Genomic DNA, 22,025 nt, shown 5'->3' on the forward strand with positions numbered 1-22,025 from the left:
AACTGGTCAAATTCTATTACTCTGGTAGCACTACACAGCGTCCCTGTGTCAGCATGTCACGCAAGGCATTAAAAATCAGTACATGGCCTTCGTCATTAACATGCACACCGTCGCCTGAATCAAGGGCCGGGTTTAAACGCTGGTCTAATTGTAAAATATCAAATAACGGTACCACGCAGTCTTTCACTTCCTTGCTTAGCAACATATCAAACTGCTGCAAGCGTGTAATCGCCGCCGCAGACATATTACGCGGCTTGGCCGACAGCACCACACTGGCAACACCCGCCTCTGCAAGTAAAGTGCGCAGTAACATAATATTGCTAACACTTTCTGTGGCAGCCCAGCCCAAGGCCGCATCGTTACTGGGATACGCAATTAAAACTAAATCTGGTTGCTCTGCCAATACCCGGCTAATATTGTGCGCTATATCTGGTTGCGCGCGCGACTCTGCCGGCTGGCAATACTCAGGGAGCGCATGATAAGTGGTGTGTCCCCCTTTAGCAAGGTTCACGGTAGTTCTGTTGCTTTGTTGCTGCCAGGCGGCATATTGCCCGGCCCAACTTAATGACGGCGAACTTGCACCCGCGCCCGCTGCAGAGGACGAGCCCATAATCACGGTACGAAAATTATCGGGTAATACAGCGGCTGGCTCTGGAGATAAATATTGTATCTCACCACAACCTGCCAGCGTATTCTGTGATACCAAGCCCATGACAGTTTTACCCTCGCCAGTATCATCCTCGCCAGCACCACAGCCGGTTAAAAAAGCTAACATGGCTAACATGGCAAAAATGGAAATAGTGGGCAGCTTAGTCATTTATCATGCTCTCGTGTTACTGCTGACAGCAATTGCCGCCAGATAGGGATTGTTTTGGTATGTGCATAGTGTAGCCAGGCAAAATCGGCGCCTTCTTCTAACATGTTTTGCAGTCGCACAGGCTCAGTTAACAACACGTTGAGTTGCGCCAGCAGCGCTTGCCAATCTCCTACCTCAGCCAAAACGCAGCAGGTAGTCGGCAACCAATGCGCTAACGCGCCATGTCGATACGCCAGCACCAAACGTTTGCAGGCTAAGGCTTCTAATACCGTTCGGCCAAACGACTCCGCCACCTGCGATAAATTGACTACTGCATCCAATTGAGCCAGCGCTTGCTCAGGGTGTTCAACATAACCACGGTACTGCACTATATTAGCTGTACTTTGCAATAGCTGTTGCAACAGCGGTGTATCCGGGCCGTATAGCACAAAATCAATTGCCAGCTCTTCATCGGCTGCACGTTGTGCCAAAGCAAAAAAATCGACAATGCCTTTTTTAGCACTGTTACTGCTAATCATACCCAGTTGCAACCTTGAACCATTTGGCCTTGGCGGGCAATTCGCCAGTGTCGGCGACAGCGCATTAGGCAGCAATACGGTGCGTTCCGGGCAGGCCACAAAGCGTGCTACCGCGTCTGAGTTGGCAATTATCACATCAGCGTAATCACGCACGTGCTGTGCAAGCTCGCTGGAAGTGGCGCCTAATATACGGCACAGTTCAGCATCGGTATCCGCCACTTCACGCACATGAATAAAAGTGCGAAGCGCAAGCTGCTTTGCGGCCACAACCGGTTCATGCAATACACTGGTATTTTGGTAGAGCACATCCGGCTTTAACTGTAACAATAAAGCGCGAAAGGCGGCAATGGTTGGCTCGCATGGTGCTTTATCCGCGCGCCACCAGGCATAAGGTAATACAATAAGTTGCTGACACAACGGCAGAAGTTGCTGAATATAAGCGGCATTTATCGCGCTTGGCAGCACAACGGTAAGCGTCAGGTTAAGGTGGTTTAACTGATGCAACACATCAATAAAACTGCGCTCAGCCCCATAAAGTTCGTGGCCCGCAGCATGGGCTACCAGCACCATATGCGGCCTATCAAAAGCGGCTGCCTGCTGTTTAAGCCATATTGGCCCGCTAACCGGTTGGGTTGACATTAACCAGTGCGACAACACCTCGCTTAGCGGCACTTGGTGCGCCAGTGCATAGGCCGACAGGCTAAAGCCCGGTATAGGGTCACGCCCTTCACTCGCGCCATGGCTGACAAAATGCTGCAGCGCATCCACGCCTGCCGCGGCAACATCCGGGTATTGCGCCAGATACCAGGTGGCATCAAACACCTTTTTAGCTTGCAGTAACAACATCAGGTTATGCCGCTGCACGCTATCACTACCACGACACATTAGTGGCGGCACCGCAAACGGCCGCTGCGTTAACCGGGCAGGCATATACAAAGTGTTTGCGCTGCTGCCAGTCGAACTTTCTGCTGAGCGGCCTTGAGAGCAGTCTAAAGAAGAATGCCAGTTCTCTGCCGCTTCACGATAATCGCGGCGTAAGCCCCTATACTGGGTGCGTAAGTGAGTGGCTTTAGTTTGGGTTAAGCTTTTTACATCAGCCAAACCAAAAGATAACGGCAAGCCCGGTTTTACATCTACCACGGCCTGCTGACCAAACTGCTTTAACGTACGCAGCATGTATTCCGTATCTGCGCCAACGCTTACACTGTCCCAAAAACCCAGCTGTTTAACAACCTGGCGCCGATATAACAAGGATGAGGTATTACGGTAGGTCCAGCTGTCCTCTACACGCCAGTGGCCAAACTGCAGTGTCTCGGTACATCTTACCCAATGCGAAATAGACGCCATGGCATTACGGTTAGCCTGTAACGCCGCTACCTGCAGGGCAATTTTCTGCGGATGCGACCAATCGTCACTGTCATGCACAGTAATAAAACGGCCTTTCGCTGCCGCCATACCAACATTACGCACAGCATAGGCGCCTTGATTCAGGCTCTGGCGTAGCAACGTAATCCGCTTATCTAAAGCAGCATACTGCTGCACAATGTCAGCTGAGTTATCGCTTGAAGCATCATCAACCACAATTATTTGCAGTTTGCGCCAGCTTTGCCGAAGCAGACTCTCAAGGGCATAGCCAATGGTTGCCGCCGCGTTATAACACGGCACAATGACGCTGACTAAGGGTTGCCATAAATCGCTTATTTTAGCCGGCAACGTGGTGGCTTTTAAGGTGCCAGCTTTTAACGTGCTGAGCAAAGCCCCACTGTTATCGGCCAGGCCCAATAATCCCTGTTGTTCAAACACCTGACTTAAGGTGCGCAGTTTATCAGCGCCTTGCTGCAACATAGACGCTGCAAGGGCTTTATCAGCGGTTTTCGGCCAGTCTTCACGCTTAAGTAAAGCCAATGCCCGCTCGGGTTGCTTGCAGTTGATAGCCGCAGAAAACGCCAATAAAAACGGACCTTGGTTTGCAAGTATTGTCAGTGCTGCCGCGTCATCCAACATGGTGTCGATTAACGGATAAACCTCTTGCCAGCGCTCTAAACTGCCATACCATCGTGCCAACACCCAGGCTGCAAGCGCGCTATGCAGTGGTTGCTGCGACGCAAGCAAAGCCTTAAGTGCTTCCAGGCTAGCAGTAGCATCTTCGGCTTGCCATAACGCGACATCCAACTGCAGTGCCGGCAAATCACATGGCCAACGGTTTTCAAACCGGCCATGTTTCAGGTAGTGCTGCAATGGGTCAATGCCGGCATCCGCCACGTCGGGGTAAGCTTTCAGGTACCAGTCTGGTTGAAATAACTCATCAAAATTCACGTTGTTACTATATTCCTGTGCAAAGATGCATGTCTTACCGGGGCATTTCAGCTCTTTTCTGGGTGAAGTACCAGTCGATAAACAAGGCAACTTTTTCCGGCTGATTTTTACACCAATAAAAACCCGCATATTTGTCAAAATTTTCAGGTGTAATATCCGATATCGGCTTTGCTGGTAAACCCGCTACAACGGTAAACGGCTTAACATCATTCAATACCACAGCATTGGCACCAATAATGGCACCATCACCAATCTTTAAGCCCCCAAGTATCTTGCATCCCGTAGAAAGATAAACATCATGCCCTATAATTGGCACCCCAGAAGCACTGCCACCAATAGTAACTCCCGAGCCGATATTACAGCGTTCGCCAATTCGGGTTTGAGCGTGCAAAATAATACCAATCCCGCCATAAGCTAGAATGGAGTTTTTACCTATTTGCGCTGTATATGGGACTTCTGAATTATGTAATAAATAATTAAGTCGTTTAAGCTTCTCAGCTTTTTCAATATCCCCAGCAACGTAAGCAGCTCTGGCGTGCTGATAAATAGAAAAACCACCGGGTACATCGTGTGTCAATAATTTATCCAAATTACCCAACCATTGTTCAATCATGCTTGGGCCCTTGGTGTATTGTTATCAGGGTATTTATTTCCAGCTTTGGATCCAGCCCGGTAAGTACAAGTACCTTACAAGGTTGTACTTGCTGATAACGTTCGGAATAGTGTCCTGGCTCAATATTTAACGCCACCGCGCTTGTGGAGTTAAAAGAAAGCAACAGGTAAACATGCTGACGTTGTAGCTTAACTTGTTCACCAACCTGCGTTACGACGACATCAGGATGCAATAAAAACTGAAGTCGCCACTGCGCTGCCTGATCTGCTTTTAACCTATCGCACAACAGCACTTTGTTAAATTGATTTTCCTGCTCACCTAATAACGTAATTTGGCGTTTCAAACCAACATTGGGATCCAAAAAGCTATCCCCACTCATGTGAATAATCTTTCCGTGATTATCCATAGTATTCATTCGTGCTAGCTCATCCGCAGCAGCGTAATTTGAATATCTTACATTCGCGCAGTTTTCGGTAAAAAAACCGCTATGCGCTTTATAAGAAGTTAAGAAACGTCTGATGTCATTACTATTGTCATAACTATACATGCCACCATCACAGATAAAATCGAGCCCATCTACACGCAGTGTAATGCTGGTATCATCATTATGACGATGAGAAAAGGAGGAGCCACCACATTTAAAGGTAAAATGAAAACCTGGCTGTTTAACAATACAGAAACCTGCTTCGGGGAAGTAACCAACACCAAACTTATTTTTATGATAAGTGTCCGAGACAAAAACCGAGGCGTTGGTTTCAGAGTCGCCAATTAAGGGCAAGCTGCCGTCTTCATATACCTGATATGCTGCCGCGGCTATCGCTTTTTTCAACACCGCTGTAATAGCATTATCTTTAGCTACCAATTCATGCTTATTGATAAATGAATTTATTGCACCGAACAAAGAAAGGTTAAGCATGTGATAAGACGGGCTATTTTCAGTGCAACACCCACCATTATCAAAGGTTCTATCTAACATGATCTTAATGCGACTCAGCGCTTTTACTAGCCATTGCTCGCTTTGATAGCGAGAATATTCAACGGCATGCTGCCTAAACTGAACAACAAGGTTTAGCAACGCTCTGTCCATCATAATGCCATGGTTATTAAAGACATAATGCTTGTCTTGCTCTAGCCAATTAGCATGTTCACTTAAATCTTGCAGTAATTGTTGCTGCAACAACTGCAGTGGCTCGCCTTGTTCAACCCGGTGGGTTACAACATGCAACAACTGAGACAACACACAAGCGCGATTAGTCACAGCATGCTCATCTTTAAACAAAAATGCAGTAGCGGTTTGATCGTCTTCGCGCCACTGCTGATAGGACTTATGTAACTGCAACGCTTTTTGCCAACAGTGTTCATTGTTTTCTACTACTGCGGCCTTCACCAGATAATCTATAAACACCAAAGAGTAAAACCACAACGCTTTGCTTGCCTGATTATTACCAAAATCTGGTTTCCATTGCAGCGTGCCATTTGCCCATACCGGTAATTCACCAACATAAGGAAACACATATTTATTTTCCAACACCTGCTTAGCCGCAGTAAGAGGTTCAACATTTGAATAAGGTGTTACCCCATCTCTTAATGCACCACTTTTTATTGCTTGATGTAAAGGCGAGCTCATCAATTAAATCTCATCAAATAATTGCCTAACCTTTGTCACAAACTGGTTGGCAGAGTAATGTTTTGTAATAAAGCTCACGCCTTGCTGGTGCAGTTCACGGTATGCGGCTTCATCATGGCTTAGCTGCCAAATTCGCTGTGTTAATGCCTGTTGATCCTTGCTAATTAGCACCTCTGGATAGACATATTCACTGCCAGTCCAATGCTTTACCAAGCCAACGGCGCCGGCTGCATAGGCATCGGCTACTGCCAGGTGGAAACTTTCAAAACCAGGCAGCTCACGCATCGACTCGCTAACCGACAGCACAAAACCCACCTGATGTTGCGCCAACGCTTTTTTTATATCGGCAAAGCCAACATGTTCAACGGCGTCAGTTAAGCCTAAGTCGCGAATATGTTGTTCACAATCGGCAAAATACGTCAGTTCGTCAGGGTGATTTTTTAGCCAGGGTAAATCTGCCGGTGCCTTGCCAAAAAGCTTCAACCGGTAACGGCTATCTTTTTGCCGCAGCTCAGCCAAAATCTGCAAGGCGTGCAACAGGCCTTTTTTGGCAGGCACATAACCTATCATCGCCAGGGTAAAACGGCTGTCGGCAAAACTCACTTGTTCATAGCCTGCCACATCCACAAAATTGGGTAACAACCTCACCTTTTGCCGAGGTATGGCAGGGAAGCGCTCCATTAAACGCTCGAAAAACAACACTGAAACCGCGGTTATCGCATCCACGCCTGACAGGGTAAGCTGCTCACCAAACTCCCGGCTTAATTCAAAGCGGTGCATTCGGCAAACTAATTTTTGCTGTGGTGTTTTATGCTGGCTATACCACACCACATTACCCAGCAGCCATTCGCACCAAATATAATCGGCCTGGCTCAGCTTTTGTCGGCTTAGGGTTTCATCATGGCTGTTATGTCCCGGCCATTCATCCACATCCAGCGTAAAATATTTAGCCAATGCCGGCAGCACCGGCCGGATAAACTTTAAATCGTAGCCTGCAATTAACAAACGCGGCTTACACAGTGCAGAAAAACCGGTAAAGTCCCGCTCTAACAGCGTTTGCAGTAACTCTCTGTTACGCGGAATATAATTAAAGGTGGCAATACGCGGCCAGTTTTGCGCAATAAAATCGGCAAACTGTAAAAACAAAGCTTCATCAATGTCGTAACGATTACGAAATATCAAACTGGCCAGCACTGCCTGCAAGCCTTTTTGCAATCGTAATGCAAAGTAATCTACCCCTGCCCCAGCCAGTGCCTGCTGTACGCCCTGCCAAACAATTAAATGGTTGCTCAACTCACGGGCACCGTAAGACTGTGTACTGGAAGCGACAAAAGAGCGGCGCTGGTTATAAATATAAGTGGGGTGAGAAAGGTATTCTACCTGCTCTGCCACGCTTAACACCTGCGCCAGAAAATAACTGTCTTCGCCCATGCGCAGGGCTTCAGGCCAGGTAATAGTATGCTGTTGCAACAGGCTACGCTTGATCAGGCTACAGGGTATGGTGCTTTGGTGGGCAATAATGGCGGCAATTCGTTGCTGTCTGGTTAAGTTGGCTTGCCAGTTATGAACTTTGTTCATCTCCAGCTGCTCGCGGCCGGTATCAGCTATCAAATACCCCCGGACAATACAGGCATTGGTTTGCAGCGCATGCTGATAATGTGTGTTTAACGTATCGGGGAAAATTTCATCATCACTGTCGAGAAAAAACACATAGTCACCGCGTGCCTCAAGCAGGCCTTTATTGCGCGGTGCAGAGGGTGAGCCTGAGTTGTTAGCCAGTTGAAACACCCGCCAGTTGGGCTGCGTTTTAGCCTGCTGGTTTAGCAATGTCAGGGTGCCATCACTGGAACAGTCATCAACAAAAATCACTTCAAATTGTTCAGCGGCAAAATCGATTGCCTGCAGCGAGCTTAAACAGCGCTCAATTTTACCCACTGCGTTATAGCAAGGCACGATAACAGAAATGTGCATAAAAAGTCCTTACAGCCTAAAAACAGCCATAGGCTGTGCGGTTAACCAGGCATCCAGCCAGTTTTGCCATTGCGCAGACTGCATTAGCAGTACAGCATCAGCAGCCAAGGTGTCATGTTGCAGCGCCATATCGTTATTGGCCGGTGTTGCTAAGTGCGCATTCAAATACACCAAATGATGCCGCGCCATGTTTAACCAGTCCAACGTTGGTATTTGTTTAGGTCTTGCTATTAACACGCTACTTGCCTGCGCGGGCTGATAACGCCCTTCCAGCGCATAGTGCCGGGCAAAATGTACCGAGCTAACACTAATGCCAAAACGGTTAAAACGCTGATACATTGAAGCCAGTTCTGTCACCGCAAAGGCTTCAGTACAGAGCAACAACAAGCGCGCTTGTGGTTCGCGGCCAAACTGTTGTTCAAATACACTAATGGCCTGCTCAGCCTCAGATGGGCTATCAACTGGCGCGCACCACAATAAACTGGTGTTATCCGCTGCGGTAGCATAACCAATACAGTTAAGCATATAGCGCCAGCGCACACTGTAGGTATGGTTGGCCAATACGTTGTCCAGCGCCTTTCGGCGTAGCGACGTAATGGTCTCTGCGGTTAAGCTGCCCAGTCGCTTCGGTTCACGATCGGCAAATACCACAAGCTCACCAAACATGTCGGCAACGCCTTTAGCATAGTTAGACACCACCAAGGTATTAGACGACATCAACTCAAACACCCGGCGGGCAAACATGGTACTGGACTCAGTAACCGTATTAAAATTTAAGCCCAGTGCAGACGATTTATACACCAACGGCATCTGATCATGCGGCTGCCCCGGTTTAACATAAGGCAAATATTGTTCAGGCCACTTATGCAGCGGATCCGGGTCGCCGTAATAACGGTCATAAATTTCCGGCTCAAAGCCCTCTGCAATCAATCCGTCCAGTACCTTCGCCATCACTTCGCTGCGCGCTACGTGATTGGCATACCAGCTACCGGCAAACACCACTTTATTGCTGCGCGCGCTTTCAGTTAACGGGTTAAATAACCGTGGGTTGGTAGCAAAGGGCAAGGCAAAGGCATGCTTTACACCATAATCGGTTTTATAGTGCTCAACGCATTCGGCTGCAGAGGTAAATACATAATCAAATAACACGGCCGTTTTAACAAAATCATGCTTGCGATCGGTGTAATGTGTTGGGTCTTCTTTATTCCAAAACAGCGTGGGGATATTATGCTGCTTGCAGTAAGCCAATATCTCTAACAGTACCTGACGGTTTTCATGCTTAAAGTTCTCACTGGCATACACCTTGCCCTTCCATGGCCGTACACGCGGATCAGTTCCTGACCAGGCCGATTCACAGAAAAAGAGCTCTGGTTTTTGTGCAGCAAACACCTGCTGCCAGTTATCCGGCGTAAAGGTAATTGCATTAAACTCATCGCGAAAACTGTTGTAGGTAAACTCATCCGCCAACAATGCCACCCTTAACTGGTCTGGCGTTTTAAGCTGCGACACTACTTCAGCCGCTGCGCTTAGCGAAGGTCGCACGGGGTTTGGTAACCAGCTGGGTACAATCGCGTTGCGCACCCGTACTTGCTTACCTTGCCACGGGCGCAGTGTTAAACGCAGCAACGCGGCAGCAGGCGGTACCGGGATAACAAAAACATCATCTTGTTGCCTGGCCGACATCACGTAGCGATACCACTTACCAAAAACAGTTGAAAACCGCAGCGGACCGCAGTGTGTAAGCGTCATCACCTTGCCTTTGGCATCTACCAGCTCGGCCAGCAGCAAACCACAGGTTTTGTCATCATCGCTGTGCAAACGCAGGGCTAACTGTAACTGCGATGTTTTATTAAATAACGGCAGCGTTAAGCTAACCTGCTGTTTATCGTTTAGCGCGAGCATATCATCAGCGCCAGACAACTGATTTATTAATAGAAAATTATTCGGTTTGCGCCCTTCAGCCCTGCCATGCTGTAAAAAATGCACAAACGGATTAGCACCGCTTTTGGCGACATCGGTATTGGATTGCAAATAATACTGGCTATCAAACCACGCAACCGGCTGGCGACCTTCTTTAGCGCCAAATTGCAAATAATGCATCGCCGGTTGCTGCCGCCAGCGTTTATCGGCGGCAACATCAGGGTTGTGCGCTAAATACCAATTCGCATCAAACTGCCCTTGTTGTTCCATTAAACGTGCCACAGGGTGCGGTGGCGGCAGGCGTAAGTCCGGTTTACCCGTTAACTTACGCACCAACTTTCGAGATCTGTTAAACATGCTTTGGCGCTACCACTTTAGGTGTCTCTTCTATTTGTAAATACGCGATTAAACGCGAACTAATACTCTCCAGCGCATAATGCTGGTGGATCCAATCATGCAGCTGTTGCGTTGTATCAAGTGGCTCAGCTTTACCAGGCTGTAATGACAACTGCTTGATGCGGGCACAGGCCGAAGCTACATCATCAACACACCATGCTGCCGGATACAACGTTGTTGCCCCTTCCCAGTTAAAGACCACAGGCTGACAACCACAAGCTGCGCCTTCAGCCACACTATAGTGGAAGCTCTCAAAATCACTGGTCGAGAGAATAACATCCAACTGCTGATACCACTGCGGCATATCATCGCCATGGCCATCAAAGTGCACAGCCCCCTGTAAAAAGGGGTATTGCTCAATGCGGGCAAACTGCTTATCAAACCAGGCCATTTCGTCCTTGCGATGTGCTTGCATCCAGGCAAAATCGGCCGGCAATTTACCTTTAACCCGCAGCACATAATCGGCATCTGTTTTTCTTAATTCAGCCAAAATATCCAGCGCCCGATCAAATCGCTTTGATTTTGGCACCACGCCAGCAAAGCCTAAAACCTTATTAACACCCGCTTTACGTGCTAATGGCGCAAACCGCGACGTATCAACAGCGTTATGTAGCACGGTAGTCCGTTTAGCACTATCTGGTGTTAACTGTATTGCCTGCTGGCGAATATGTTCTGCCACAACAAACACCTGTTCAAAAGCATTAAACCTGAGCTTTGCAAATAACTCTGAGCGCAATTCTTGCGAATGCAGCCGGCCAAATAAACGCTGCGACGGTACCTTGTGCCTGGCATACCACAGTGCATTACCCAGCATCCATTCGCAAAATATAATGTCGGCCTGTTTTAATAACTGCAGACTTTGCTCAGCATCATGTTGTTGATGGCCTTGCCATTGATCAATTAACACGTTAAAGCCGGCCTGCGCTAAGGCAGGGTAAAATGGCGCAATAAATTTCAAATCATGCCCGGCAATTAACAGGTTTTTCTTGCGCCCTGGCAAGGATAACGCTGTGCTACCAACCGGTTTTCTAATCAATAAACAGGTGCCCTGCTTACTGCTTTTAGCAATCTGCGTTAGTAGCGTTTGTTCGTCGGCTTGCTGCAACATTTGTGCGCTTGCACTAAACGCAGTCAAACTAAAATCGGGCTTGCCCACCAAGGTGGTTAACCCCGGCCAACTGCCTGCCATAGGCTCGGTGTCACGGCAAAAGGCGGCTGTACTGTATAGCGAATACAGCGTGCTAAGTTGCAAATCCAACAAGTCATTTTGTTCAGCTTGACACAAAACATCTGGGTTTCTGGCCACAATTAACAGCGTAGCAGTCTCTATTGGTTTGGCTAAAGCCGTTTGAATACCCTGTTGTTGCAGCAATTGTTTGGCGGCCTCCTGCCACTGAACGGCAAGCACACATTGTGGCTGCTCACTTTGCATCAGCAGAGCTTGTGCTGCCTGCAGCGTCATGTTAGGTACCAGTACCCATACCGGCAGTGGCGTTGGAGCGGCCAGTTTTATTCCGGCAGTGCGCAACATCAGGCATAGCCGATGTGCCGCAGTATGCGCCGTATACACCTGGCGCACACCGTCAAGCCCGGCATGCCAACGAGCACTTGGGTTTTGTAGAATTTGCAGCGCCGCCTTGGCCTGCGAATTGTCATCCGCAAAAAACACGCCCTTACCGGCATAGGCCTGCATAGCCTGTCCGCTTGCACTTAATACCGGTGTACCCGATGCAGCTATTTCCATCACCCGTCGGGAAAACATAGTTGGCGAGTCGGCTACAGAATTCACATTAATGTGCACCGGGTGTGCTTTATAGGCTTGCACCATTTGCGGGTAACTTAAGCCGCCTTGTACATGAGACGCCAAATTATCAGGAAAACGATAAGGCGAAGCGGGATTATCATGTTGGCGATCATACAAGGTAAGCCCGCACTCAGACGCCGCTTGCAGCAAAGGTAATAACGCTGCGGTGCGCTTCGCGTATCGCTCGCCATAATAACTGCCACCATAAGCAACAGTATCTTGCCAGGCTACGCTTGCAGGCAGTGGGTTATGTAAGGCTGGCGAAGCAAAAAACGCCATGCTACTTACGGTACTAATGTCCCTGGCAGCTAAATTTAAGTAACGATGCAAGCAGTCTGCATCGGAGCTAAACACATGATCAAAAAAAGCCGCATTTGCCGCAAAACGGTCAAAATGTACCGGATCTTCTTTATTCCAAAACAACGATGGGATCTGGTGCGCACGACAAAACGTTAGCATGTCACGCAATGCGGCACTGCTAGTGTCATCATAATGGCCTATCATCCGATGCCACTGCCCGCTGTTACCATTCCAGGCCGATTCAACCAATAAGGCATCAACTTTGGTGTTGCTAAGTTGCTGTTGCCAGTTTTGCGGCGTAACACATATAAGCTCAGCCGCATCAGATAACGCCGTTAAACTAAACTCATCCGCTATTATCGCAATAACCGGTTTGCGATTGGCGGGCTTATTTGGCGTTGCGTTATGTTGTTGTAGCAGTGGCTGAATCCTAGCACTGTATTGCTGTGTTACCGCCTGCCACGTGCGGTGCTGGCGTATCCAGTTAACAGCCGCTTCGCCAAGCGCTTCACGACGGCTACTATCGGCAAGGCAATACTTTAGCGCACTGGCAAGCGATCTGGCGTCATCATGACGGCATAACACCGCACGCTGATGTAACCTAACCCCGGTATCCTCATCTAAAATCTGCTTAACCGCCCCGGCAAACTCGTAATGCGGAGAAACATCAGATAACACCAGGGTTTTCGCCATCGCCATGGCTTCTAGCGGTTTAAGTGCCGACACCACTTCCGTTACCGCACTTTTGCGCCGTGGAATCGGCATAACATCCATATTGCTAATATAGTTGGCGACCTCAGCAAAGGCTACCCGCCCGGCAAACCTGCAGTAATCAGTGATATTAAGCTGCTGCGCCTGCTGTTTAACCAGCTCCAACACGGCACCATCGCCTAACAATACAAAGACAAAGTTTTCGCCCTGACGAGCCAAAATGGCCAGTGCTTCCATTAGCACATCTAAGCCTTCATAGCCTACTGCACTGCCAGCATAACCAATAACTAATGCATCATCTGCTATGTCCAGTTGCTTACGCACGTTGATGTCCGCTTCACGCGGATAAAACACGCTGCAATCTACTGCGTTAGGCGCTAAGTTCACCGGTGTAGTCACACCCGCTTGTGTTAGCACTTTACTCAGCTCATCGGTCAGCGTAAAAACATGATCCGCTTCAGCCGCTACCAAAAGTTCAAGTTGCTGCTCTAACTGAAACCGCTCTGAACTGGCCCAATCCGGGCGTAACGAGCCTTTCGTCAGATGCCATAAGCCGCGCAGTTCATAAACAAATGGAATACCCAAGCGTCTGGCCGCAATAAGGGCCGGTATAGCAGTAACATGATTTGATGCCGCGATAATAAGCCCGGCACGGCTGTGCTGCGCTTCTCGGCAAAAATGATCAGCGGTAATAGCAATATAACTTGCCAGGCCAACGTCTTCTAAATGGCTGCCATTATAGGCGGTGTAGCAAATTCCATCTATGTGTTGTTTGTGATAGCTTGCCGCCGCCATAATGTCTTGCGTATCCCAGGGGAAGCCGGGGCGTGTCGCGACATTAACCTGCCACCCTGCGCCAGCTAACCCCGTCGCAATACCATGTGAGCGCGTGGCATAACCGTTTGTGACATAGGGCAAAGACTGATGTAAACAATACAACACCGTATTGGCACGCGGTGTATACAAGGCATCCGGTTGGCGTTTAGGAATAGTTATACCCTGCTTAACCTGGTACAAGCCGCGCACCTGTTGCCCCAAGCGCAGTTGCTCAGGGGTGCAGGCTTGTTGTAATAAGCGTTCCAGCCTGGAGCGAACAAAGGTCACTTCACCTTTATTGTAAAAATAATGGTTAATGTAATTCCACTGCTCAAGCAACAATGCTTGTTTATTATCCTGGTATAACCGCATCTGCTGCAGATACACCTTAGCGGGCGCCTTTAAGTAGAAACCACGAACACACAGCGCTACCGACACACAGCTATCCGGCAACACCCAGGACACAATTTGTTTATCTTTGCTTTGGCTATCGGGTAAATAAACAAAATGGCTGTCAAACACTTCAGACCAACTTAGCCCCGCACAAGGCGTCTTTAAACGCTCACCCTGGCTGTTGCACAGTTTTATCAACAGTACCGCTTTACGGCCCATTTCATTACCCGTTGCTTCGTAACGCACAGCGCCATGAATAGCAACGGTGCTTAACGCCGCCAGCGTAAACGTCTGCCAATCAGTACTGTCGTCAACCGGTATCCAGCTATCCGGATTATCGCCAACCGGCAATATAGGCTCCGCCTGTTGTTGTTGCTGTTGCAACACCCGGCTTAGTTTTAGCTGCTGTGGGTTTATCCGGCTTTGTATAGTCCCCACACCGATTAACGGCGCTAGTTCCGCCGCCAACTCAGGCTGGGTTAATGGCCAATCAATAACCTGAGGTAAACCTGATATAACGTTGTTGCTTAACACGAGGGTGTAATCAGACAATAATTCAGCGGGAAGCGCTGGCAGTGTAGCCTCGTTATAACAGCGTAAATCAGCCACTAAGGGTAACCCAAGTGTGGCGGCAACCTGGCTAGCGGCGTTCAAAAGGTATTCTGGCAAGCAAGTCACTAACAGGGTCGGTTTATACAAACTAAGCGTTTGCGCCAGCGTATCCGCCAGAGCGTTACCTGCTTGCGGGGTTAAACCCAGTTGTAAGTAATAAATGCCATCTTGTATTGGCTCTTTATCTGTTGAAACAGGGCCAAAGCAGTCAAATACGACAACATCTACGCCAACGGCATGCCATTGCTTAGCGGCGGTATGCACAAATGTGGCATAGCCATCCGCCACTGATGAACTCGTCACCGAGTGATTAGCCAACAAGATCACCCGGCGAGAAATGGAAGCCAATGGTTGCACAACCGCTGTTGTCATAACACTATATCCTTAACGCAACAAGCCCACTGCATCCACTACCGCACTGTGGCTGGCAAGTTCAGCAGTTATCGCAGTAAACGCACTGTGGCGAACCAGCACACAAATAATATCAGCATCTAATACACTGCGAACATCGGTTAGTGCAACGTCAGGTTGTGATAGTGCAGCAGGTAAAGTATCAATATTGGGCTCGGCAACCAGCAGCTGACAGCCTAATTCCGCCAGCGCTATGGCAATATCCAGCGCCGGACTTTCACGTAAGTCATCAATATCCGGTTTAAACGCCAAACCTAATACCGCTACTTTTGCCTGCTTGCGGCCCGCATCCGGGTTCGCTTTGTGCCAGGCATCCAGCTGCTGTTTAACTTTATCCAACACCCAATCTGGCTTACTGTCATTCACTTCACGTGCCATACGAATAATACGGGCGTAGTCCGGGCAAGAATCAACAATAAACCATGGATCTACTGCGATACAATGGCCGCCAACACCGGCACCGGGTTGCAAAATATTCACCCGTGGATGACGGTTAGCCAGGGCAATAAGCTCCCATACATTGATATCAAGCTTGTCGCAAATCATTGACAGCTCATTGGCAAAGGCAATATTAACATCGCGAAAGCTATTTTCTGTCAGTTTGGCCATTTCTGCCGTGCGGGCATTGGTAATAACACACTCACCTTTAACAAACACTTTGTATAGCGCAACGGCCGCTGCCGAGCATGCGGCTGTCATTCCCCCAATAACGCGATCGTTTTGCACCAGCTCTCGTAGCACATGGCCTGGCAATACACGCTCAGGGCAATGCGCAACGCGAATATCTGACGCTTCACCTTCGCTTTGCGGGAAAGATAAATCAGGCCGTGCATCCGCTAACCACTGCGCCATTTGTTCAGTGGCGCCCACCGGCGAGGTTGACTCCAAAATAACCAGGTTACCTTTGGCCAACACCGGCGCAATAGCCTTACACGCCGCCTCTATATAACGTAAATCGGCCGCATGGTCGTCTTTAAATGGCGTAGGTACTGCCACAATAAAAGCATCAGCAGGCTCTGGTATTAAGGTCGCCTTTAAATAACCATCGCTGACAACAGAGCGCACCACGATATCTAAATCGGGTTCAACAATATGAATTTCACCACGGTTAATGGTATCAACCGCCTTTTGATTAACATCAACACCAATGACTTTTATCTTACGCGAAGCAAACACGGCTGCGGTGGGCAGACCTATGTAGCCCAAACCAATAACCGACAGCGTTGAAATTGTCATGCAATTCTCCATGCAAAAATAAGCAAATTATTGTTTAGTCACAGCAGTAAACAGTGACAATTCCTGATGAATGATCAGTGCAGTGCTGCGTTCAGCAACACGGTTGGCAGCCTGTTCTGACAAACGTAAAAATAGCGCAGGGTCGTTGTACAACTGCATTAACGCCGCTGCCAATGCCTCAGCCGATTCGGGCTGACATAACATGGCGTTTTTATCGTCGCAAAACTCCGGCACCGCCGCTATCCGGTTTGTTACCGCTACCAGCCCCGACGACATCGCTTCGTCACGTGACACGCCCTGGCTGTCCCAACGGGTTGGGCATAAAAATACACCGTATTGTTTATGCTCGGCCGCAATTTGCTGCTGGGTTAAAAAACCACGTTGCAATTTCACGTTTTTCAGCTCCACTAAGGGTGCTGTAATCGCCTCAAATTGCGGGCCGTCACCCATTACGGCAATATCAAACTGATCAAACCCGGGTTGTTGGCTTAACATCACCAGCGCCGCAACCGCAAGGTCATTAGCATACTGCGCCGAGCTGAACGGACGCAGAACAAGGATTTTCTTCCTATCACCTAACTGCTTAGGCTGATACTGAAATAAGTGGGTATCAATTGGGTTTGGCAGTATCTGATACTGTGTGCTGGGCAATGGCGTGGGCAACGCCAAATCAGCCATCACCTCATCGGCAAAATGCTGCGAAACAAAAATAAGCTTCAGTAAAGGAGGGCAAGGTTGCAACACACTGCGCCAAAATTGCAGTCGCTGTTCACTTTGCGCTTGCGCCTTGGCAAAACTGGCCTCATCGGGGTAATTATACTTGCGCCGCTCTGCGCTGTGTATTTCAGCACCGTGCAGCCACACGGTTACAGGTACCTTTGCCACAACCTGTTGTAAGGTGCGCCACATGGCATTATCTAAAAAGTGTACCAGCACATGTTTATATTGCCCGTCGCGCAGCGCTGGCAACAATAAACTGGGGCAGCCGGTTGTTACATTAACGCCGTCAAACTGATGCACGCTTAGCGGTGCATTTGGCCGGCTACGAAACACGTCAACCTTTACGCCCCGGGCCGCATAGCCCTTTACCCGGCTATGAACAAAGGCATTGCGATACAACGAATCATCCGACGGGTAATGGTTAGTGATCAGCAAGTAGTCGCTGGCCGGCTTGGGCATTATGGCATCTACCGCCTGATGCGAAAAACGCAGTGCATTGAGCGTGATCGCTACCTTACCACTGCAACGCCAGCCTAATTTAATCGTGCTACATTTTGCCGGTAAGTGCAGGGTTAAATTGGTTGCCGGCGCAAAGAACTCATGCCCCAGCCGGTTACCCTCTGCATCAAGATAAAGCAGCACCAGCAACACATTATCGCTAAAATCGGCATCAACAAACACCGGTAATGCAGCATCGCTATGCTCATCAGTTTGCTGCGGCCGTAAATTCGACGCTAATAGCATCTGTGTGGCATATAAGTATTGATGTTTACCCGCAGCAAGCTCTGCATTTAGTTGAAATGCAGTATCAGCTAAGGTAAACATTATTCCAGCAGCACTGGCTTGGTTAAACAGCAACGCTAATGCCGCAGCCGACAACGACGCAGGGCGCTTAAAAACAGGCGGAACAAAACCCGATAATAACAGCTGGTAATCGGTATCAGGGGCCTGATCAGCCTGATAATGCTGCGCTACAGTCGCTGCGTTTAGCAACGCATGCTTTTGTTGATATAACTGCTTATGCCAACTACGCACACCGTGGTTAGCCTGTAACTGATTGCCATTCTGTTGGTAAATATCGGCGGTTAAATTATTGCCATCATAACGCTGATACAACACCGGGTAACGATACCAGGGCGCCGCACTTCTGCCATACACTGACTTTAAGCGGTCAATAAACTCACTATCGGCGTTTTTGCACAGGTTTTCATAGTATCCCAGCTTCTGATGCAGCGTGATGGGAGCACATAACGTTGCCGAACCATAACGCTCAGACAAGCCCTCTAAACTAAATAGCTGTCCGGCGCTGTCAATACGCACCATATCTGCAATACACACATCAAAAGCCGGGTGTTGCTGAAGCTGCGCCACCTGAAATAATGCCCGACAGCTGCTACTAATATCATCGGCATCCTGCACCAAATAATAGCTGGCATGGTCCTGCCAATGCTTAATAATACGGTTACGAATAACATAAGTGCCTACACCACCACCGCTGTTTTCAACGCGTATAGGCAAACTAGTGGGAGCAAGTGCTTGAAATTGCTGTAACCGCAGCACAGAGCCATCAACACTAGCATCATCAATAATATGCAGTGCAACCTGGCTATAGGTTTGCATTGCCACGCTGTACACCGCCTGGTGTAAATACGCGGCCTTATTGTAAAGCGACATGGCAAACACCGCGACACCGGTTTGCTGCGGCAGCTGCCAGGCACCCGCTGGCAAAAGACGCAGGCTTAGCAACATTCGCGGCACGGCTAATTGGTGCCAATGCTGGCTATCAGCCTGCTGCGCGGGCAATAAATCAAACAACACCGTGCTGCCATCATCGCAACGTAAACTAACCGGCAGTATGCCGGCGTCAATATCAATGTCAGCCCCTGCAGTTAACTGCCAACAGCGCGCAATACTGCCCTGCAACATATCGCCCTGATAAAACGGCAAGGTTAAAAAGGTGTCTAAGCCGCCAAAACGCTGCACACCGGCGGCACTGACAAACAATGCCTGCTGCGTTAGCGTCGGCGCTATTTGTGCGTTGGCACTTACTGCCACATTGTCGGCGCGGGCTTGTCCAGCTATCAAAGCCGGTAACATAGCGCCGGGCAAACAAAAGGCGGGTAAGGTGCGGCTGCGGAAACTGGCGGTCGCGGCTACGGCCATCTTCGAATTGGCACAAGAGGTTATATCACCGGATGACAGCACGCTGTCTGGTGCCTGGGCTTGCTGCCAACAAGCTTGCAATGCGGCAATATCGCTTCCGGGCTGTAATAACGTTAACCAGACAATGCCATTAGGTAAACACTTCACCGCATCCAGCGCATCTGTCACCAATAAGTGCTCTGCCGTGCTAATTAGCACGCGCTCAAACACCCCGGCTTTAAGTGCAGCCAGCATGTCGGTATCCGCAAAAACTTGCGTTACGCTGCACCCTGTCAACAACACACTTAGCCCATCTGCTTTAGCCTGGGCTGCTAAAGCAACAGCAGCAGTGCTGCTGGCTTGAGGGCTTAGCACAAGGGCCAACCATTGCACTGGCGCCTTGTCAGATGGTTTTGACATTACAGCCTTAGGAGTGACAAAAAAATAGTTTGGGCATCATAATAGAAAACCCACTAACAGTTCAACGCGACGACCATTTTTAACGCTCAGCAGTTGCTTTTATCAGCAGAATTGTCAGAACTCGCTGCAATCTGTTAGTTTAACAATTCAACGGTTGTCTGTATTAGCGTTTCGTTAGCAGGATAATGCACGACTAAAGTTATCGCCGCACATTTTTGATGATAGCTCCGGCTTATCCAGCCTTGGATCTCAGGTGTTACCTGGCCACAAACTATACTTGCTGAAATACAGGCTTGTAAACGCAATCTCGCGAGCGCTTTTTGCTCATGAATAAGCTCAAAACAGAATTCACCAGTTTGTTCCAAACTAACACCTTCAGCAAGATGCCAGCGAAGCTCGATCAAATTATCACTCAGATTCTCGACATCATCACTAATGTGAAGTTGTCGTTCTCTCAATGTAACCGAACGTTGATGCCATAAAGGCCCTCTTTTCACCAAGCCTCTTAACATTATTTTGTCTGCATTTATTCTAATGGGAAACAATTCGGCTTGCCCCAGTTTAATATCCAAAGGCATAAAACGCCGGCCAAGCAAGCCAACGGTATTATGTGCAGCGTCACTAATAAAATAGTCTCGCCAAGCATCCTTTTCGTAGCTAAATTTGCCAGAATCACTAAATAGCTCTATTCCTTTGAAATAAAGGATAAAACTCAGATGATCAGAATGTGAATGATTATAACTTTGATTAGCTGCATAAAATATTAAAGCAAACCCCTCCTTCAAGGTCACATCACGAACAATTTGATAGCCCGATGATGCCAAATCTTTCACAACAAAATGTTTAGTTAATTTCTCTGATGTAAAAGCGTTTGGCCTCAATAAAGAACCGCGTCCTTCAGTATCACCTATCTGATAATAGCTGCCCACTGGCGAAGTAAACCACGCGCTATTCGTTTTTGCCTTATCCAGGGTATGTTTAAGTTTATCTGCAAGTGAGGCAAACAAAGATGGCTGTATATGACTAAATATACTTATATGGTAATGATGATAAAATGGTGAGTTTTCCGTACATACCGCGTTTTCGTCAAAAGCTTCATCTATAAGTTTTGTTAGTTGTTGAGTGCAAAAATCTATACATTCGTAATCACTCGAAGTAGAGAGTAATCGTAGACCTATAATCTGATAAATAGCATGATTGCCTTTGGTTATAAAGGTTGCATCATGCAATTTATGGTAGTGCCTATCAGCAAGACTTCGTAGCAAAACAGCTTCTGCGTTTGAAATTTCTAATCTATGCTCGTTTACATACTCAATGGCTAGAGCTAAATGCATTGCACGTATTCCAGTAGACATATCGTACCAGCAAAAATGACTATGTTCGCGTTGCTGCTCATGCTCGTACCAATCTTGCATAAACTTTAGCGCCAATGAAAAATATTCGCTGTCTGCCGTATCAAAAAGAGCTTGCCAAACTGGATTCAAAAATCGCCACGCATGTAAATTAAAAGCAATATTACGATCATGATGCTGCCACGCCATTGGTAGCTGTATAGCAACAGGCTCAGCACCGGTTCTCGCAATAAAGCCTTCTTTCATCAGTTTCTCAACATTCCCAGAGATAACAATAGAATACTTCTGCTGAAAATAGCCATCTTGGCGACCTGACATCACAATTCCTATAAATTTAAAAAAATCATTCAGACAAAGCAATCACGGCGCCCACACCATGCTGTTTAAAAGCCTGTTGCAATGCCTGTTTAGCCTCGTTGTCACCGTGTACTATGCGTACTTGTTGTGGCCGTGTTCGCATGCCCAGCACAAAACGCAACAACCCATGCTGATCGGCATGGGCAGAATAGCCAGACAGCGTAATAATTTCAGCCCCAATGTGTATCCGAGTACCGTCAATATCAACGTAACCGCCATTGGGGCCGTAGTGTTGAATTTTTGCACCTAAGGTGCCTCGCGCCCGATAACCCACAAACACCACCTGATGCGCTGCGTCCGGCAACAGTGCCGAAAAAAATTCACTACCCGGCCCCCTTCGCACATACCACTGGCAGCAATAACAAATGCCGGTTGACGCGTACTGGCTAAATAGTGCACTAGCGCCGTATGCTGGGCATGGCTATCTACCGTGTGCAGTTGCGCAAAACTTAAGGGATGCCGGCCTTGCTGCACGCGCTGTTTAGCTTCTTTATCCCAGCGGGATTTAAGTGCGTCATAGGCTTGGATCAATTTTACTGCCAAACGCGAGTCGACAATAATTTGTAACTAGTT

12 protein-coding genes are annotated in these 22,025 nt (G+C 48.3%); all 12 read right to left on the minus strand.

The features are described from left to right. Window positions 1–16: 16 nt before the first annotated feature. On the minus strand, window positions 17–817 hold the full coding sequence (locus tag ORJ00_RS09830) for an SGNH/GDSL hydrolase family protein (RefSeq protein ID WP_306139718.1): 801 nt from the start codon (window positions 815–817) through the stop codon (window positions 17–19). Next, window positions 814–3,651, minus strand: coding sequence for a glycosyltransferase (locus ORJ00_RS09835; protein ID WP_306139719.1), 2,838 nt, complete (start codon window positions 3,649–3,651; stop codon window positions 814–816). The genes ORJ00_RS09830 and ORJ00_RS09835 overlap by 4 nt, the downstream gene beginning before the upstream one ends. A gap of 34 nt (window positions 3,652–3,685) precedes the next feature. After that, window positions 3,686–4,264, minus strand: coding sequence for an LbetaH domain-containing protein (locus ORJ00_RS09840; RefSeq protein ID WP_306139720.1), 579 nt, complete (start codon window positions 4,262–4,264; stop codon window positions 3,686–3,688). Beyond that, window positions 4,257–5,891 carry a heparinase II/III domain-containing protein gene (locus tag ORJ00_RS09845; RefSeq protein WP_306139722.1) on the minus strand — a complete coding sequence of 545 codons (1,635 nt, stop codon included), beginning with the start codon at window positions 5,889–5,891 and terminating at the stop codon, window positions 4,257–4,259. The genes ORJ00_RS09840 and ORJ00_RS09845 overlap by 8 nt, the downstream gene beginning before the upstream one ends. Before the next feature lie 3 nt (window positions 5,892–5,894). Beyond that, window positions 5,895–7,862 carry a glycosyltransferase gene (locus ORJ00_RS09850; RefSeq protein ID WP_306139724.1) on the minus strand — a complete coding sequence of 656 codons (1,968 nt, stop codon included), beginning with the start codon at window positions 7,860–7,862 and terminating at the stop codon, window positions 5,895–5,897. Between the two features lie 9 nt (window positions 7,863–7,871). Beyond that, window positions 7,872–10,139 (minus strand): CgeB family protein, encoded by a 2,268-nt coding sequence (locus tag ORJ00_RS09855; RefSeq protein WP_306139725.1) that lies wholly within the window; start codon window positions 10,137–10,139, stop codon window positions 7,872–7,874. Beyond that, entirely contained in the window at window positions 10,132–15,186 is a 5,055-nt protein-coding gene (locus tag ORJ00_RS09860) for a glycosyltransferase (protein WP_306139726.1), read from the minus strand. The genes ORJ00_RS09855 and ORJ00_RS09860 overlap by 8 nt, the downstream gene beginning before the upstream one ends. A 12-nt stretch (window positions 15,187–15,198) precedes the next feature. Then, the gene (wecC, locus tag ORJ00_RS09865; protein WP_306139727.1) at window positions 15,199–16,461 is read right to left on the minus strand and encodes a UDP-N-acetyl-D-mannosamine dehydrogenase; all 1,263 of its coding nucleotides are present in this window, start codon (window positions 16,459–16,461) and stop codon (window positions 15,199–15,201) included. A gap of 27 nt (window positions 16,462–16,488) precedes the next feature. Beyond that, window positions 16,489–19,743, minus strand: coding sequence for a glycosyltransferase (locus ORJ00_RS09870; protein WP_306139728.1), 3,255 nt, complete (start codon window positions 19,741–19,743; stop codon window positions 16,489–16,491). A 134-nt stretch (window positions 19,744–19,877) separates the two neighbouring features. Next, a complete protein-coding gene (locus ORJ00_RS09875; RefSeq protein ID WP_306139730.1) occupies window positions 19,878–21,413 on the minus strand; it encodes a heparinase II/III domain-containing protein in 1,536 nt (511 codons plus the stop codon). 25 nt (window positions 21,414–21,438) lie between these two features. Then, a complete protein-coding gene (locus ORJ00_RS09880) occupies window positions 21,439–21,795 on the minus strand; it encodes an MBL fold metallo-hydrolase RNA specificity domain-containing protein (protein WP_306139732.1) in 357 nt (118 codons plus the stop codon). Then, window positions 21,699–21,995 carry a hypothetical protein gene (locus tag ORJ00_RS19005; RefSeq protein WP_370304641.1) on the minus strand — a complete coding sequence of 99 codons (297 nt, stop codon included), beginning with the start codon at window positions 21,993–21,995 and terminating at the stop codon, window positions 21,699–21,701. The genes ORJ00_RS09880 and ORJ00_RS19005 overlap by 97 nt, the downstream gene beginning before the upstream one ends. Window positions 21,996–22,025 lie beyond the last annotated feature (30 nt).

The organism is Rheinheimera baltica (genome assembly GCF_030731985.1).
GTDB classification, from domain to species: domain Bacteria; phylum Pseudomonadota; class Gammaproteobacteria; order Enterobacterales; family Alteromonadaceae; genus Alishewanella; species Alishewanella baltica.

Bases quoted from the DNA above. Each gene is read 5' to 3' on its own strand.
- ORJ00_RS09830 (WP_306139718.1), bottom strand. From the start codon at position 817: ATGACTAAGCTGCCCACTATTTCCATTTTTGCCATGTTAGCCATGTTA.
- ORJ00_RS09840 (WP_306139720.1), bottom strand. From the start codon at position 4,264: ATGATTGAACAATGGTTGGGTAATTTGGATAAATTATTGACACACGAT.
- ORJ00_RS09845 (WP_306139722.1), bottom strand. From the start codon at position 5,891: ATGAGCTCGCCTTTACATCAAGCAATAAAAAGTGGTGCATTAAGAGAT.
- ORJ00_RS09850 (WP_306139724.1), bottom strand. From the start codon at position 7,862: ATGCACATTTCTGTTATCGTGCCTTGCTATAACGCAGTGGGTAAAATT.
- ORJ00_RS09855 (WP_306139725.1), bottom strand. From the start codon at position 10,139: ATGTTTAACAGATCTCGAAAGTTGGTGCGTAAGTTAACGGGTAAACCG.
- ORJ00_RS09860 (WP_306139726.1), bottom strand. From the start codon at position 15,186: ATGACAACAGCGGTTGTGCAACCATTGGCTTCCATTTCTCGCCGGGTG.
- wecC (WP_306139727.1), bottom strand. From the start codon at position 16,461: ATGACAATTTCAACGCTGTCGGTTATTGGTTTGGGCTACATAGGTCTG.
- ORJ00_RS09870 (WP_306139728.1), bottom strand. From the start codon at position 19,743: ATGTCAAAACCATCTGACAAGGCGCCAGTGCAATGGTTGGCCCTTGTG.
- ORJ00_RS09875 (WP_306139730.1), bottom strand. From the start codon at position 21,413: ATGTCAGGTCGCCAAGATGGCTATTTTCAGCAGAAGTATTCTATTGTT.